We start from the raw sequence: 14,304 nt of genomic DNA, 5'->3' as shown, positions 1-14,304 counted from the left end.
CAGCGGCGGCCGGCTCAGAGGTACTGGCCGGTGCGGGAACTACCGTCACCGGGCTGCCCGGGCTGCCCCTGCTGACCCGGCATGCCGGGGATCATCCCGCCCGGCCCCATCGGCAGCGCCGGCCGGTTGCCGGTACGCATCTGCTCCAGCTGCAGCCGGGCCGCCATCTGCTGGGCCATCAGCGCCGCCTGGATGCCGTGGAACAGCCCTTCCAACCAGCCGACCAGCTGCGCCTGGGCGACCCGCAGCTCACCCTCGCTCGGCGTCGCGCCGTCCTCGAACGGCAGGGAGATCCGCTCCAGCTCCTCGCGCAGCTCCGGGGCGAGCCCGTCCTCCAGCTCGGTGATCGACCGCTGGTGGATCTCACGCAGCCGTTGCCGACTGGCCTCGTCCAGCGGGGCGGCCCGAACCTCCTCCAACAGCTGCTTGATCATGCTGCCGATCCGCATCACCTTGGCCGGCTGCTCGATCAGCCGCGACGGGTCGTCCGGATCGGCGGCATCGTCGTCCGCACCGCCGGCCGCACCGGTGCCGACCGTGCCGATCGGTCGGCCGTCCGGGCCGACCACCACCACCGCACCGGGCCGGCCACCGGTCGCAGCGGACTCTTCGGTCACTTCCGGGGCCTCTGGTGTATCGGTCATGCCATCCATCTTGACGCAGCATCCGCACCGCCCGCTCGGCGGTCCCCCGATCCCGCCGCCTCGGCTAGCCTTGACCGGTCCGCCCCGGGGAAGCCGGCTAGCCTTGGCCGGGTCCGCCCCGGGCCCCGGCTGTCGGCCGCGCCGCCTGGTCAGTCACATAGCATTGACGCCGCCCGGCCGAGCGGGTAGAACGCCGGATGGGCCGTCGACCAGCCCCGTCGCACCCCTTGCGAGAGGACCCCCCGTGCCCCACATCGACCGCCGGCAAGCTCTGAAGCTGCTGGCCGCGCTCGGCGCCACCGGGCTGGCCAGCGCGTGCAGCATCGGCACGGGCGACGACTCGGCCGACGATGACGGCCTGGTCAGCGACGTTCCGGTACGGATCGGCCTCATCGTCCCGCAGACCGGCGGCTACAAGCCGATCGGCGACGAGATGCTCAACGGCTTCCAGCTGTTCCTGGACAACAACGATCGGCGTTTCGGCGGTCGGCCGGTCGACCTGGTGATCGCCGACGAGGGGGAGACCGCAGAGTCCGGGCTGGCGGCGGTGGAGTCGCTGCTGAGCCAGCAGGTGCTCGCGTTGACCGGGGTGGCCAACTCCGCGGTGATGCTCGCCATCCGGGACCGGGTGGAGGAGGCCCGGGTGCCGCTGATCGGGTCCAACGCCTCCCCACGCAACCTGCAGAGCGTCGTCTACATCTGGCGCACGTCGTACGTGGCCGACGAGGCCGGTCTGGCCCTCGGCGCGTACCTGGCCCGAGAGATCAGCGACGACGGCGAGGTCGCGATCGTCGCTGCCGACCAGCCGGCCGGCCGGGACCTGGTGCAGGGTTTCCGGGAGGGTTTCGGCACCGGTGACGAGCGGATCTCGGCTCCGGTGATCTGGGCGGACTCGACGCCGAACCCGGGCCGGGACACGTTCTCCGAACCGATCGAGGAGGTCGTCGACCGGGATCCGGAGGCGGTGTACTGCTTCTTCACCGGGACCGCCGCTGTCGAGTTCGTCCGGCAGTTGCGCGACGCCGGCTACGACGGGCCGATCTACGGACCGGGCTTCCTGACCGAGGGCAACGTCGTGGATCAGCTCGGCGACGAGGCCAGTGGGATCATCACCGCGCTCAACTACTCCGCCGACCTGGACAACTCGGCCAACCTGCGGTTCGCCAGTGGCTACCGCAAGCGGTACGGGGCGTCGCCGACGACGTACGCGATGGCGTCGTACGACGCGGCGCACGTGCTGGACAAGGCGATCCGTACCGCCGGCGCCGGGGTGACGGCGCAGGAGCTGAACCTGGCGCTCGGGCGGATCGGGCAGATCGACAGCCCGCGCGGACCGTGGCAGTTCAACCAGCCACGTACGCCGCAGCAGAAGTGGTACCTGCGCGAGGTGCTCCGCGACGGCCCGGTGCTGTCGAACGTCCTGATCACCGAGCTGGCCACTCTCGGCTGAGCCGGCCCGGCGACCCGGCCGCAGCGGGGTCGGCGACCCGGCCGCAGCGGGGTCGTGGCAGCGCGACGGCTCAGCCGCGGAGCTCGGCGACGCAGCATTTCACGCTGCCGCCGCCCTTGTGCAGCTCGGTGAACTCCACCGGGACCGGCTGGTAGCCGGCGGCGGCCAGCTTCGCGGTCATCGCGGTCGCCGCGTCGTTGAGCACCACGTGCCGGCCGTCGCTGACCAGGTTCAGCCCGAAGGCGAGCGCGTCGGCACGGCTGGCCAGCAGGGCGTCCGGGAAGAGTTGGCGCAGCACCCGTTGGGAGGCGGGGGAGAAGGCCGCAGGGTAGTAGGCGACGTTCTCGTCGTCGAGGACGGCCAGCGCGGTGTCCAGGTGGTAGAAGAGCGGGTCGACCAGCCGCAGCGACACCACCGGGCGGCCGAGCGTCTCCTGCACCCGTCGGTGCGCGTCGGGGTCGGTGCGGAAGCCGTAGCCGGCGAGGATCGTTCCGCCGTACGCCGTCGGCAGGTAGGCGAAGTCGCCTTCGCCCTCGTTGGTCTCGGTCGGTCGGACGTAGCGCCAGCCGAGGTCCTGGTAGAAGTCGCGGTGTGCGCCCGCTTCGGCGGCCCGCTGGGGATGGGCGAAACGGGCTCCGTACGCGGTGCCGTCGACGGTGAACGCACCGTTGGCGGCGTACACCATGTCGGGCAGGCCGGGTCGCGGCGGCAGTACGTGGACCTCGTGGCCGAGCCCGGTCAACGTCTCCCGCAGACACTGCCACTGCTTGAGGGCAAGCTCGGCGTCGACCGGCTGCTGCGGGTCCATCCAGGGATTGATCACGTACTCGACGCCGAAGTGCTCGGGCGGGCACATCAGGTAGACCCGCGACGGGTCGGTGGCGGCACGCGCGACGGTCACGGGAACCAAGAGTAGGTACGCTGTTACACAATAAGAAGCCACGATCGTTGCGCGTGAAGGGTCGAACGTTGCAGATCGACACCGTGGACCAGCGGATCATTGCGTCGCTGATGGCCGATGCCCGCTCCTCGTACGCCGACATCGGGGCCCGGGTGTCGCTGTCCGCGCCGGCGGTCAAACGCCGCGTGGACCGGCTCCGGGCGGCCGGCGTGATCCGGGGTTTCACCGCCGTGGTCGACCCGGCGGCGGTGGGCTGGACCACCGAGGCGTTCGTCGAGCTGTACTGCACCGGACGGACCACCCCGGCGCAGCTCGCCGCCGCCACCCGCCGCCATCCGGAGGTCGTCGGCGCCTACACGGTCAGCGGCCAGGCCGACGCCCTGGTGCACCTGCGCGCCGCCGACATCGCCCACCTGGAACAGGCCCTCGAACGGCTGCGCGCCGAGTCGTTCGTCACCTCCACGCGCAGCATGATCGTGCTGTCCCGGCTGGTCGACGCCCCGCCGCCGGTGGCCGTCCCCGACCAGCCGGCCTGACCTGTCCGCCAGCGGCGGCAACCGGCCGGCGTCAGAGACACCGGCCGGCGTCAGAGACACACGCCGGCGTCAGAGATACATGCCGGTACGGTGACCGCCGGTGTCGCCGCGCGACGGCTTGTCCCCGTCGCCGAAGAACCGCTTGCCGCCGAACTCGCCATGCAGCCGGTCGTCCAGCTCGTCGGCCAGCCCGGTCATCACCTGGACGGCGAGCATCAGATGGGTCGCCTGGAAGTTGCGGCCGAACACCGGGATCGACGCCCAGACGGTGTCGTTGGTGCAGTACAGCCGCCCGATCGGCATCCGGTTGGTCAACTCGGAGAGCTTCACGTACAGCTGCTCGGTCGGCTCCACCTCGGTCAGCACCGGCGAGAAGACGTCCACCAGCGGCGGATTGTCGCGGATCCGGACGAAGACCATCGCCGAGCCGGCCCGGATGCCGATGTCGCCGTCGGCGTCGACGTGCAGGTGCTCCGGCGTACTGCGCATCATCGTCGCGACGACCGTGCGGACCTGGTCGTCGAGTGGCAGCGCGTCGGCCGGGTCGACGTCGTCGCCGGTGCCGACGAGATCGTCGTCGGTGGGCAGCCCGAAGGTGTCACCGATCGACGACTGCGGCCGGGCGGTACCCAGCGGCTCCACCTCGATCGGCTCGTCGTTGGCGTCGTGCACCGCGTAGACGACGAACGCCGGATGCGGTGCGCCGTACACCTGACGCAGCGTGTGGGTGATCACCGAGGCCAGCCGGCTCACGTCGGCGGTGGTCGTGGTCAGCCCGAAGTTGTCCCCCGACCCGGCCACCACGCCCGGCGGGGACCAGCCCAGCGCGACCAGCTCGGCCACCGCGTCCCGGTTCATCCGGTACTCCGCCGGCAGGGTCGCGTTGCTGACCGCCGAGGCGTTCAGCCGGTCCTGCAGGCCGATCCGTACGCCCACCGAGTAGATCGCGTCCCCGGTGCCGGACGCGGTCGGGTCGAGGGTGAGCTCCACCTGGCCGCCGGCCGGCAGGGTCGGCAGCGTCGCGGCGAGCGCGGCGGCGAAGTCACGCCACGCCTGGGTCACCTTCTCCCGCAGGTCGGCCGTGCTCGGCTCGTCGAGCAGGAGCGGCTCGGGCGCCGCTGGTTGGTCCCCAGTCGTCTGGTCCCCGCTCACCTGGTCTGCTGTCCCCGGCACCTGCTCCCCCACCATGATCAACTCAGTCCCACTGTGCGCACACCCTACCCAGGTGAGCCACCATGCCGGCTAGCCCCAGCGGCGGTCGGATTGCCGCCATCGTCACGACGACCCCGCCGTACCGCCGCTGGCCTGCGCTTTCCGATGTAGCCCGCCGGTCGCCGGCCGTGAGAGGCTGGCAGCATGGCCCGTTCCGCCCCTCGAGACGACGCCGGTGACCGCGACCTGACCGTCGGTGAGCCGGCGACCAGCGCGGCCGGGCTGCCGGGCGTCACCCACGCGCTGCGCGCCGGCGTCGCACAGATGGGGGTACGCCGTACCGCGCTCACCCTGGCCCGGGTCAACCAGCCCGGCGGCTTCGACTGCCCCGGCTGTGCCTGGCCGGAGCCGGCCGCGAAGCACCGCGCCCACGCCGAGTTCTGCGAGAACGGAGCCAAGGCCGTCGCCGAGGAGGCGACCCTGCGCCGGGTCACCCCGGAGTTCTTCGCCGCCCACCCGATCAGCGAACTCGCCACCCGCTCCGACCACTGGCTCGGCCAGCAGGGCCGGCTCACCCACCCGATGGTCCGCCGGCCCGGTGCCGACCACTACACGCCGATCGACTGGGACGAGGCGTTCGGGCTGATCGCCGACCAGCTGCGGGCACTCGACTCTCCGGACCGGGCCGCCTTCTACACCTCCGGCCGCACCTCCAACGAGGCCGCGTTCCTCTACCAGCTGTTCGCCCGGTCACTCGGCACCAACAATCTGCCGGACTGTTCCAACATGTGCCACGAGTCGTCCGGCGTCGCACTGCTGAGCACCATCGGCATCGGCAAAGGCTCGGTGACCCTCGACGACCTGCACCGGGCCAAGCTGATCGTGGTGGTCGGGCAGAACCCCGGCACCAACCACCCCCGGATGCTGTCGGCCCTGGAACGGGCCAAACGCGACGGGGCCACCATCGTCGCGGTCAACCCGCTGCCCGAGGCCGGGCTGATCCGGTTCCGCAACCCGCAACGCCCCGGCGGCCTGGTCGGTGCCGGCACCCCGCTGGCCGACCACTTCCTGCAGATCCGCATCGGCGGCGACCTGGCGCTGTTCCAGGCGATCGGCGCGCTGCTGGTCGCCACCGACGCGGTCGACACCGACTTCGTCGACACCCACACCAGCGGGTATGCCGACTACCGTGCCGCCCGCGCCCAGGTGGACTGGCCGACCGTGACCGCCGCCACCGGGCTGGACCGGGCCCAGATCGTCGAGGTCGCGAAGCTGTTCGCCGACTCCGAGGCGACCATCGTCTGCTGGGCGATGGGGCTGACCCAGCGGCAGGACTCGGTCGACGCGATCCGCGAGATCGTCAACGTGCAGCTGCTGCGCGGCATGATCGGCAAGCCCGGTGCCGGGTTGTGCCCGGTCCGTGGGCACTCGAACGTGCAGGGCGACCGGACCATGGGCATCTGGCACGAGCCGCCGGCCTGGTTGCCGGCGCTGGGCCGGCAACTCGGCGTACCGATGCCGACCGCGACCGGGTTGGACACCGTCGGCGCGATCCGGGCGATGCGCGACGGCGACGTCCGCGTCTTCATGGCCCTCGGCGGCAACTTCGCCGCCGCCAGCCCGGACACCGCCGTGACCGAGGCCGCCCTGGCCTCGTGTGCGCTGACCGTGCACGTGTCGACGAAGCTGAACCGCTCGCACGTGGTGCCCGGTGGGACCTCACTGATCCTGCCCTGCCTGGGCCGCACCGAACGGGACCGGCAGCCCGGTGGCGAGCAGTTCGTCACCGTCGAGGATTCGATGTCGGCGGTGCACGCCTCCCGGGGCCGGCTCGCCCCGGCCAGCGACCACCTGCTCTCCGAGGTGGCGATCGTCGCCCGGCTGGCCCGCGCCACGCTGCCCGACTCGCCGGTGCCGTGGGAGGCGTACCAGGCCGACTACGCGACGATCCGGGCCACCATCGCCGGGGCGGTGCCGGGCTTCGCCGACTTCGAACGCCGGGTCGCCGAGCCGGACGGTTTCGTCCTGCCGCACCCGCCGCGCGACCGGCGCACCTTCGCCACGCCGTCGGGCCGGGCCGCGTTCACGGTGAGCCCGTTGACGGTGATCGAGGTGCCGCCGGGTCGGCTGCTGCTGCAGACGATGCGCAGCCACGACCAGTACAACACCACGATCTACGGGCTCGACGACCGTTACCGGGGCATCCGGGGCGGACGGCGGGTGGTCTTCGTGCACCCGGACGACCTGGCCGCGCTCGGGGTCGCCGACGGTGACGTCGTCGACCTGGTATCGGAGTGGTCCGACCAGGTCGAACGCCGGGCGAAGGCGTTCCGGGCGGTCAGCTACCCGACGGCGCGCGGCTGCGCGGCGGCGTACTTCCCGGAGGCGAACGTGCTGGTGCCGTTGGACTCGACGGCCGCAGGTTCGAACACCCCGACGTCGAAGCAGATCATCATCCGCCTGGAGCGGGCCTGACCTCACCTGGCGCCGGACTGACCTCACCTGGACTCGGCCCGGCCTCGCCGCCGCCGTAGGCGCGGGCCAGCGCGGCCAGCCGGGTGCCGGCTTCGACCGGGTCGGCGCCACGACCAACCGCCAACCCCAGCAGGTACGCGGTGACCGGCGCGCCGGGGCGCAGCACGTTGTGCGCCACGTCGCGGGCCAGGTCCAGCACCACCGGCACCGGCACGTCACCCGGGTCGAGCCCGAGTTCGGCGGTGGCAACCGCCACCCACTCGTCCATCGTGTCACTCATCCCTGACTCCCTGTCACCGGTTCGGCTACGGAGCATCGAGGTGTGGCCCGTCCACGTCATCCGTGCTTCCTCTCGGTGATCATTGCACTCCTCGATCGATGCTCAGACGTCTGGCGTGCGGGCAGTCGGTAGAGCCCACGACGCTGTACGAATATCTCCCGCCGCTCGGCGGCGTTTCCGTCGATGTCGATCGCATAGCCGGTCAGCCAGCACCAGCCCTGATACGTCCACTTCCGGTCTACCGCTACGTTCAGGGCGTGAAGCTCGTCGCCCTGGCAGACATCGCTACGATGCTCGGCGGCGTGTCGCGAACCAGGACGGTGGAGATCGTCCGCCGGCCGGGATTCCCCGAGCCGATCGATGTGGTGGGCAACGGCCGGATGCGCATTTGGAGTCGCGACGAGGTGGCGGCCTGGATCGCTGCCAACCGGCCGAGCCAGCGCGAGGACTGATCCGGCAGGAAACCGACATCCTTACTTGTGCCCGGCCGGCACGAGGGCGCGTGGGAGAAGCTTGCCGACCACATTCGCGCTCAGATCAGGAGCGGCGAGTTGCAGCCAGGCGACAAGCTCCCGTCAACTGCCCAGCTCAAGGCCGAGCACGACATCTCGGACTCGGTGATCCGCTACGCAATGCATGCCCTGCGCACTGAGGGCCTGGTCGAGAGCGCTCACGGCGTCGGCGTGTTCGTCGCCGAACCCAAGTGAGCCCTAGCTAGATCCGGTCCACTCCTGCGCCTGCCGGACGTCGCGGTCGGTGTCGCAATCGAACCACGGTGGCGGGCCGGTGTCGCGCCAGGTCACCTCGGCGACGGCCAGGTCGGCGAACAACGCCCGCATCGACGCCCCAGCAAGTACGCCACCGCGCGCTACGGCGAGCCGGCTGACGGCGTCGCACAGCCGGGCGGTGCGCCACACTCCGCAGAGCAGCTGCCGTCGGCCGGTGTCGTCGACGTACAGCGCCCCGTCGACGTCGCGTTGCCGGACGGCGACGACGAGCAGTTCCACCGCGTGCGGGGTGAGCAGCGGCAGGTCACCGGCGAGCACCGCAACCAGGTCGCCGCTGGTGGTGGCGGTGCTCGGGGCGAGCGCGGCCAGGCCGGCGGCGGTGGCGGCCACCGGACCGGCGCCGGGCGGCTCCTCGCGTACCGCCAGGACACCCGGCGGTGGGTCGGCGAGCGGGCCCACGACGATCCGTGGGTCGGCGGCCGCGACGGCCGCGAGCACCCGGTCCCGCATGGCCACCCCACCCACCGGTACGGCTGGTTTGTCCACGCCGCCCATCCGGCGCGCGGCCCCGCCGGTCAGCACCACCGCCGCGAATCCGGTCATCCCGTCCACCGTAGTCGACCGCCCGCCCCGTCGAGGTTCTGCTGGGCGGGCGGCCGACCGGCGGTACGGGTCACCGACAGCTACGGCCGGTGTTGATGCACTTGGCGATCTTCCGCATCCGCTTCTCGGAGTTCACATTGATGAAGTCGTTGTGGTCCGAGAACGGGTTGTGGTCCTCCTCCGGGAAGGAGTCGAGCAGATACTGGCCGTTGAGCTGGACGTCGCGCGGGATGTCGTACGCGATGGTGATGCGCAGCTGGGGGATCGCCACGAAGCCGCTCGGGCAGGCCCCGGTGGTGGCGTCGGCGAACGACAGGTGCGACCGGTGGTTCTCACTGTCAATGTTCTCGCCGTCCCAGCAGCCCGGGAAGTCGTGCACCCGCAGGACCTGGCTGCCGTCCGGGCAGATCGGGTACTTGCCGGCGAGCCGGTCGGCGAAGCCGGCACAGGTCCAGCTGTTACGGGCGTTCGCCGGGCACCGGCTGATCGGCTTCGAGTCACCGGTCAGCGCGCGCAGGAACCGGGGCATCGGGGTGACCTTGCTGGTGGGGTTACCCCGGTACTCGATGCGTACCTCGGCGGGGCGGACGATCTCGCCGGTGTTACCGGGCAGCTCCAGGTTCGGACCGGACGGCACCGGCAGCTCCGCCGCCTCCCCGCCCTGGCCGGCACCGCCGTTGCCGTTGTTGTTGCCGTTGCCGCCCCCGTTGGGGTTGCCGGCCAGGGTGCAGCCGGCCAGTGGGGTCAGGTTGGTCGGCCGCGCGGCGTTGCGGCCGATCGCGATCTCGATCCGGTCGAGCGTGGCGAACCGCTTGTCCCGCAGCGGCCCCAGGATCGCGTTGTCGATGAAGTTCGGGCCGCCCTGCCCGGCCGTGCTGACCAGACGTGCGTTGGCCTCGGCGATCTGCTGGTCCAGCAGCTGCAGGTTCCGGTCCACCTCGGCGACCGCCTGCGGCGGCACCGCGGGCAGCCGGTCCCGGACCCCGGGGCAGTCCACCGTAGGCGTGGCGAGTGGACTCACCGTCGCCGCGCCACCGGAGTGTCCGCCGTGCGTCCCGCCGTAGTACACGGCACAGTCGACCATCGACACCATCCCGGTCGGCCGGGCACCGTGCCGGCCGAGTTCGGTGGCGATCCGCTTCAGGGTCTCGGCGCGGCGGACCCGCAGCCAGTCCAGCACCGCGTTGTTGCGGCGCACGTCGATGCCCTCGCTGCCGGCCAGCCGCCGGTTCGCCTCGGCGATCTGCTCGTCGAGCGCGATCAGGCCGCGCCGGACCTCGACGACCGCCGGGGACGGCACCGACGGCAACCGGTCGATGGCCCGTGGGCAGGCGACCGTCGCCGGGCCGGGGTCTGCGGCCTGGTCCCGGACGGACCGGTCGATCCGGACCACCGGCCAGAAGTACGACGACCGGTCGCCGTTGCGGCACGTCGTGTCGGAAGCGGCCAACGCCTCGTCGCTGGTGTCGGCGGTGATCGCCAGGTTGCCGACGAAGTCGTGCAGGTGCTCCGCGCCGTGGCTGATGCCGGGCTGCGCCACCGGGTTGTCGGAGCTGAACTTGCCGTTGGCGTTCACTCCGCAGTCGACGGTGAACACGCCGGTGGACGCGTTGCGGCCGGGCGGGATCGCGACCACGTTCGGTGCGACGTTCTGATGCGGACGAAGTCGTCCAGGCCGACCTCGGCGGCGGCGGTGTTGCGCCCGCCACCGGAGACGAAGGTGACCGTCGCGACAGCGCCGAGGCTCACCACGGCGATCGACAACGTGACGGCTCGGGCCTTGCCGGTTCCGATCGATCGGAACCGGCCCGGTGATGTTCTCATTCGCGCTTCTCCCTACCTTGCGCCACATGTCTCCGGCAGCCGCGACGACTGCCGGTTGCGCTGGTGGGTACGCGGTGGGCAGGTGTGGGGGTCGGTGATCCGGCGGCACGTAAGCACCCGGTAATACCTAGGGCCGCAGCTCCCCGAACCACCGTCCGTCGATGCTGAACAGGTCACCGACGGTCAGACCGCTGTCGGCGGCCGTGTCCCGCACCGCCACGACGTCCAGGCGCGCCCACTGGAAGACCGGCCCCGGCCGGGGCCGGCCCCGCCGGGCCACAGCGGCCACGTACGCCTGCCCCCGCCACACCCCCACGCCGGGTGGCTCCAGCTCGACCAGTACGGACCCTCGATGGTGGATCAGTGCGCGGCAGCGGCGCAGCAGGGCAACCGGGTCGCCGCCGATGCCGATGTTGCCGTCGAGCAGGACGGCGTGCGCCCAGCGGCCCTCGCCGGGCAGCCGGTCGAACAGGTCCTGGTGGGTCGCGACCACGCCACGGGACCGGGTCGAGGCGACCGCCTGCGCCGAAACGTCGACCCCGAGGGCGGTCACCCCCGCCCGGGCCAGCGCCGCGGTGACCCGACCCGGCCCGCAGCCCAGATCGATCGTCGGCCCGCCGCAGCGGGCCACCACCGCGTCGACCGCCGGCTCGGCGGCACCGTGCCACCGCCGTACCGGCAGCCGTGACCGTGTCCCGTCGCCCTGCACCAGCCAGTGCCCACCGGGCACGACGGCGCCGAGCGGGGCCACGAAGCCGCTGTCGCCGGCCCGCTGCCGGACGCCGACGGTCACCGATCGGCCTCGGCGGACATCGCCGGCCGGCACCGCCGCACCGCCGCGACCTGGCGGGCGAACCGGCTGCCGGGGACACCTCGCGCCACCGCCACCGCGTCGGGCCACTCGTCGACGTCGCGCAGCACCGGCAGGCGTACCGGGGCCAGGCCGCGCCCGACCAAGGCGAGCCAGGTGCGTCGTCCGGTCCGGGCAGTGGACATCGGTACGGCCCGCAGCGCGTCAGCGTCGCGTGGATCCCGCAGGCCCAGCGCCCACCAGCCGCCGTCGGCGGCCGGGCCGAGCACCGCACCGGCCTCGGTCAACCGGTCGACGGCCGACGCCAACCGCGCGGGCGTCAGCTGTGGCGTGTCCATCCCGATCTGCAGCACCTGCCGCCCCGGCCAGGCGTCCGCCACGTCGGCGTGCGCGTTCGCCAACCGGTCGGCGAGCCCCGACCCGCGCTGCACCAGCACCCGCCAGCCGGCGGTCGCCGCCGTCAACTCGGCGGCCGTTCCGGCGGTGACGTCGGCGTCGGCGAACCGGCCGGCCAGGGCCAGCACCGGCTCGACCCCGGCGGTGTCCCGTACCGCAGCCATCGTGTCCAGCAGCGCCGCCGCCGCGATCCGGGCCGCCTCGGTCGGCGTCGCCGGTGGGCAGAGCCGGGTCTTCACCAGCCCGGCGACCGGCGACTTCGCCATCACCAGCAGCACGGTCACCGGGAGTTGCCCACCGTACGCAGCACCCCGACGAAGTCGCGGGTCGCGCGGTACGTGCCCCGCACGGAGCCGGAGACCTTCGACCGGGTGCCGGCCGCCCGTGGCGCGTACCGGACATCCAGCTCGACGATCCGCCAGCCGGCACCGGCCGCCCGGACCAGCAGCTCCAACGGGTAGCCGAACGCCCGGTCGGCGACCCCGAGGTCCAGCAGCGCCCGCCGGCGGGCCACCCGGATCGGGCTCAGATCACGCAGCGGTACGCCCCGGTGCCGCAGCAGGGCCGCGACCAGCGCGGTCCCGACGCGGGCATGCCAGGGCCAGGCCGACACCGAGACCGGTCGGCGACGGCCGACGGCCAGCTCCGCCCGGTCGGCCGCCACCGGCTCGACCAGCGCCGGAAGTTGCCGCGGATCGAACGAGCCGTCCGCGTCCAGGACGCAGACGAGCTCGGTCTCGGCGGCCAACAGCCCGGTGTGGACGGCCGCGCCGTAGCCGCGACGGGGCTCGTGCACGACCCAGGCCCCGTGGGCGGCAGCCACCTGCGGCGAACCGTCCCGGGAACCGTTGTCGACGACAATCGCCCGGTAGCCGGGCGGCAGGGCGGCAAGTACGCCGGGCAGGGCGGCAGCCTCGTCGAGGCAGGGCAGCACCACGTCGATCGGTGTCGGCATACCGCCGACGCTAGGGCGCGCCACCACCGTACGGTGGCCCGTCAGTGCTTACGGAATCCTTACGCGACGGTCGGTTCTTACGGCTTGCTTACGGCCGCGTCGCCACCCACCGACAGGCCCACCGCAGGCCGTACGGTGCGCCATCATGTCCTCGTCTTCCTCGTCTTCCTCGCCGACCAAGGTGCGGCGGCCCGCCCGCGCCGACTGGGTCGTGCTCGGTGTCGAACTGGCCCTGATCGCCACCGCCGTGGTCGTCGGGGTGGTCCTCAACCGGCGCGGCGTCGGCCTCTACGCCGAGACCGCCCCGATCTACGCCTTCTGGCGGCCACACGTCGGCTGGGGTACGCCGGTCGCGGTCGCGGTCGCGGCCGTGGTGATCATCTGGGGCGTACGGTGGGCGCGGACCGCCCGCTGGGGTCCGTTGCTCGGGGCCGGCTACCTCGCCGCCGTCGCCTGGACCCTGGCCCTGGCCCTGGTCGACGGCTGGTCCGCCGGAGTCGCCAGGCGGCTCACCAACCAGGCGGAGTACCTGCACGAGGTACACCGGATCACCGACATCCCGGCCATGCTGGCCGGCTTCAGCGGCCGGATCGTCGACTTCCAGCCGGAATCGTGGTCGACGCACACCGCCGGCCATCCCCCCGGCGCGCTGCTGGTCTTCGTCTGGCTGGACCGCATCGGCCTCGGCGGTGGAGCCGCCGCCGGTATGGCCTGCATCCTGATCGGCGCGACCATGGTGGTGTCGATCCCGGCGGCGCTGCGCTGGCTCGGTGCGGCCGACGCCGCCCGCGCCGTACTGCCGTTCCTGGTGCTACTGCCCGGAGCGGTCTGGATCGGTGCCTCCGGCGACGGCGTCTTCACCGGTGTCGTCGCCGCCGGGCTGGCGCTGCTCGCCGCCCGGCATCCGGTCGCGCCGCTCGCCGGTGGCATCCTGCTCGGCTTCGCGCTCTACCTGTCGTACGGGTTCGTCCTGATCGGACTGCTCGCCGTCGCGGTGCTGGTGCTACGGCCGGGCCGGTTCCTGCCGGCGCTGCTCACCGCCGCAGCCGGGGTCGCCGCCGTGGTCGCCGCCTTCACCGCCGCCGGTTTCTGGTGGTGGGACGGCTACCAGCTGGTCGTGGTGCGCTACTACCAGGGGTGGGCCGCCGAACGTCCGTACGCCTACTGGGTGTGGGCGAACCTGGCCGCGATGCTGCTCTCCGCCGGGCTGGTCACCGGCCCGGCGCTGCGCCGCACGATCGTCGCGGCCCGCCACGCCTGGCGCGGCCCGGCCGGCGACGGCACGGTGGCGCGCGGATGGCGGTACGCCGCGACCCGGCCCACGATCCTGCTGCCGCTCACCGCCGCGCTGGCGATCGTCGCGGCCGACCTGTCCGGGCTGAGCAAGGCCGAGGTCGAACGGATCTGGCTGCCGTTCGTCGTCTGGCTGCTGATCGCCACCGCCCACCTGCCGGCACGTACCCACCGCTGGTGGCTGGCCGGGCAGGCGGCGACCGCGCTGGCGGTCAACCACCTGCTGCTCACCTTCTCCTGACCAGCGGGCGGCGGC

Annotated in this window: 15 protein-coding genes; 6 read left to right on the top strand and 9 right to left on the bottom strand. The window is 72.6% G+C overall.

Going from position 1 to position 14,304, the window contains the following annotated elements:
- Nucleotides 1–14: 14 nt before the first annotated feature.
- On the bottom strand, nt 15–644 hold the full coding sequence (locus ACN28F_RS16930; RefSeq protein ID WP_289208899.1) for a bacterial proteasome activator family protein: 630 nt from the start codon (nt 642–644) through the stop codon (nt 15–17).
- A 244-nt stretch (nt 645–888) separates the two neighbouring features.
- Here ACN28F_RS16930 and ACN28F_RS16925 point away from each other — a divergent pair, with 244 nt between their 5' ends.
- A complete protein-coding gene (locus ACN28F_RS16925; RefSeq protein WP_289208898.1) occupies nt 889–2,094 on the top strand; it encodes an ABC transporter substrate-binding protein in 1,206 nt (401 codons plus the stop codon).
- A gap of 70 nt (nt 2,095–2,164) precedes the next feature.
- Here the strand turns inward: ACN28F_RS16925 and ddaH are convergent, their stop codons facing one another.
- Entirely contained in the window at nt 2,165–2,995 is an 831-nt protein-coding gene (gene ddaH, locus ACN28F_RS16920; RefSeq protein WP_421358604.1) for a dimethylargininase, read from the bottom strand.
- 68 nt (nt 2,996–3,063) lie between these two features.
- Here ddaH and ACN28F_RS16915 point away from each other — a divergent pair, with 68 nt between their 5' ends.
- Entirely contained in the window at nt 3,064–3,531 is a 468-nt protein-coding gene (locus ACN28F_RS16915; RefSeq protein WP_282229482.1) for an Lrp/AsnC family transcriptional regulator, read from the top strand.
- Nucleotides 3,532–3,600: 69 nt separating this feature from the next.
- On the opposite strand, the gene ACN28F_RS16910 is transcribed toward ACN28F_RS16915, so the two are convergent.
- Nucleotides 3,601–4,719, bottom strand: a complete 1,119-nt coding sequence (locus ACN28F_RS16910) for a T3SS (YopN, CesT) and YbjN peptide-binding chaperone 1 (RefSeq protein ID WP_421358602.1) — start codon at nt 4,717–4,719, stop codon at nt 3,601–3,603.
- 168 nt (nt 4,720–4,887) lie between these two features.
- Between ACN28F_RS16910 and ACN28F_RS16905 the strand changes: the two genes are divergently transcribed.
- A complete protein-coding gene (locus ACN28F_RS16905; protein ID WP_289208896.1) occupies nt 4,888–7,158 on the top strand; it encodes an FdhF/YdeP family oxidoreductase in 2,271 nt (756 codons plus the stop codon).
- On the opposite strand, the gene ACN28F_RS16900 is transcribed toward ACN28F_RS16905, so the two are convergent.
- Nucleotides 7,136–7,438, bottom strand: coding sequence for a DUF6457 domain-containing protein (locus tag ACN28F_RS16900; protein WP_289208895.1), 303 nt, complete (start codon nt 7,436–7,438; stop codon nt 7,136–7,138). The genes ACN28F_RS16905 and ACN28F_RS16900 overlap by 23 nt on opposite strands.
- Before the next feature lie 98 nt (nt 7,439–7,536).
- Between ACN28F_RS16900 and ACN28F_RS16895 the strand changes: the two genes are divergently transcribed.
- Together ACN28F_RS16895 and ACN28F_RS16890 are read left to right on the top strand one after the other, a co-directional pair.
- The gene (locus ACN28F_RS16895; protein WP_289208894.1) at nt 7,537–7,890 is read left to right on the top strand and encodes a helix-turn-helix transcriptional regulator; all 354 of its coding nucleotides are present in this window, start codon (nt 7,537–7,539) and stop codon (nt 7,888–7,890) included.
- Nucleotides 7,891–7,917: 27 nt separating this feature from the next.
- Nucleotides 7,918–8,145 carry a winged helix-turn-helix domain-containing protein gene (locus ACN28F_RS16890; RefSeq protein ID WP_289208893.1) on the top strand — a complete coding sequence of 76 codons (228 nt, stop codon included), beginning with the start codon at nt 7,918–7,920 and terminating at the stop codon, nt 8,143–8,145.
- A gap of 3 nt (nt 8,146–8,148) precedes the next feature.
- On the opposite strand, the gene mobA is transcribed toward ACN28F_RS16890, so the two are convergent.
- From mobA to ACN28F_RS16865, 5 genes are all read right to left on the bottom strand, one after another.
- The gene (gene mobA / locus ACN28F_RS16885; protein WP_421358599.1) at nt 8,149–8,769 is read right to left on the bottom strand and encodes a molybdenum cofactor guanylyltransferase; all 621 of its coding nucleotides are present in this window, start codon (nt 8,767–8,769) and stop codon (nt 8,149–8,151) included.
- A 70-nt stretch (nt 8,770–8,839) separates the two neighbouring features.
- A complete protein-coding gene (locus tag ACN28F_RS16880; protein ID WP_421358597.1) occupies nt 8,840–10,405 on the bottom strand; it encodes a DUF1996 domain-containing protein in 1,566 nt (521 codons plus the stop codon).
- 315 nt (nt 10,406–10,720) lie between these two features.
- Complete coding sequence (locus tag ACN28F_RS16875; RefSeq protein WP_421358595.1) at nt 10,721–11,386, bottom strand: class I SAM-dependent methyltransferase; 666 nt, start codon at nt 11,384–11,386, stop codon at nt 10,721–10,723.
- On the bottom strand, nt 11,383–12,084 hold the full coding sequence (locus ACN28F_RS16870) for a TIGR04282 family arsenosugar biosynthesis glycosyltransferase (RefSeq protein WP_289208890.1): 702 nt from the start codon (nt 12,082–12,084) through the stop codon (nt 11,383–11,385). Before ACN28F_RS16870 ends, ACN28F_RS16875 begins: the two co-directional genes overlap by 4 nt.
- On the bottom strand, nt 12,081–12,755 hold the full coding sequence (locus ACN28F_RS16865; protein WP_421358593.1) for a glycosyltransferase family 2 protein: 675 nt from the start codon (nt 12,753–12,755) through the stop codon (nt 12,081–12,083). The genes ACN28F_RS16870 and ACN28F_RS16865 overlap by 4 nt, the downstream gene beginning before the upstream one ends.
- Before the next feature lie 145 nt (nt 12,756–12,900).
- Here ACN28F_RS16865 and ACN28F_RS16860 point away from each other — a divergent pair, with 145 nt between their 5' ends.
- Entirely contained in the window at nt 12,901–14,289 is a 1,389-nt protein-coding gene (locus tag ACN28F_RS16860; RefSeq protein ID WP_421358591.1) for a hypothetical protein, read from the top strand.
- The last annotated feature ends 15 nt before the right edge of the window (nt 14,290–14,304 follow it).

The sequence above is a fragment of the Solwaraspora sp. WMMA2101 genome, assembly GCF_049179175.1.
Classification (GTDB): Bacteria; Actinomycetota; Actinomycetes; order Mycobacteriales; family Micromonosporaceae; genus Micromonospora_E.
This window is presented reverse-complemented; position numbering and strand designations above follow the sequence as displayed.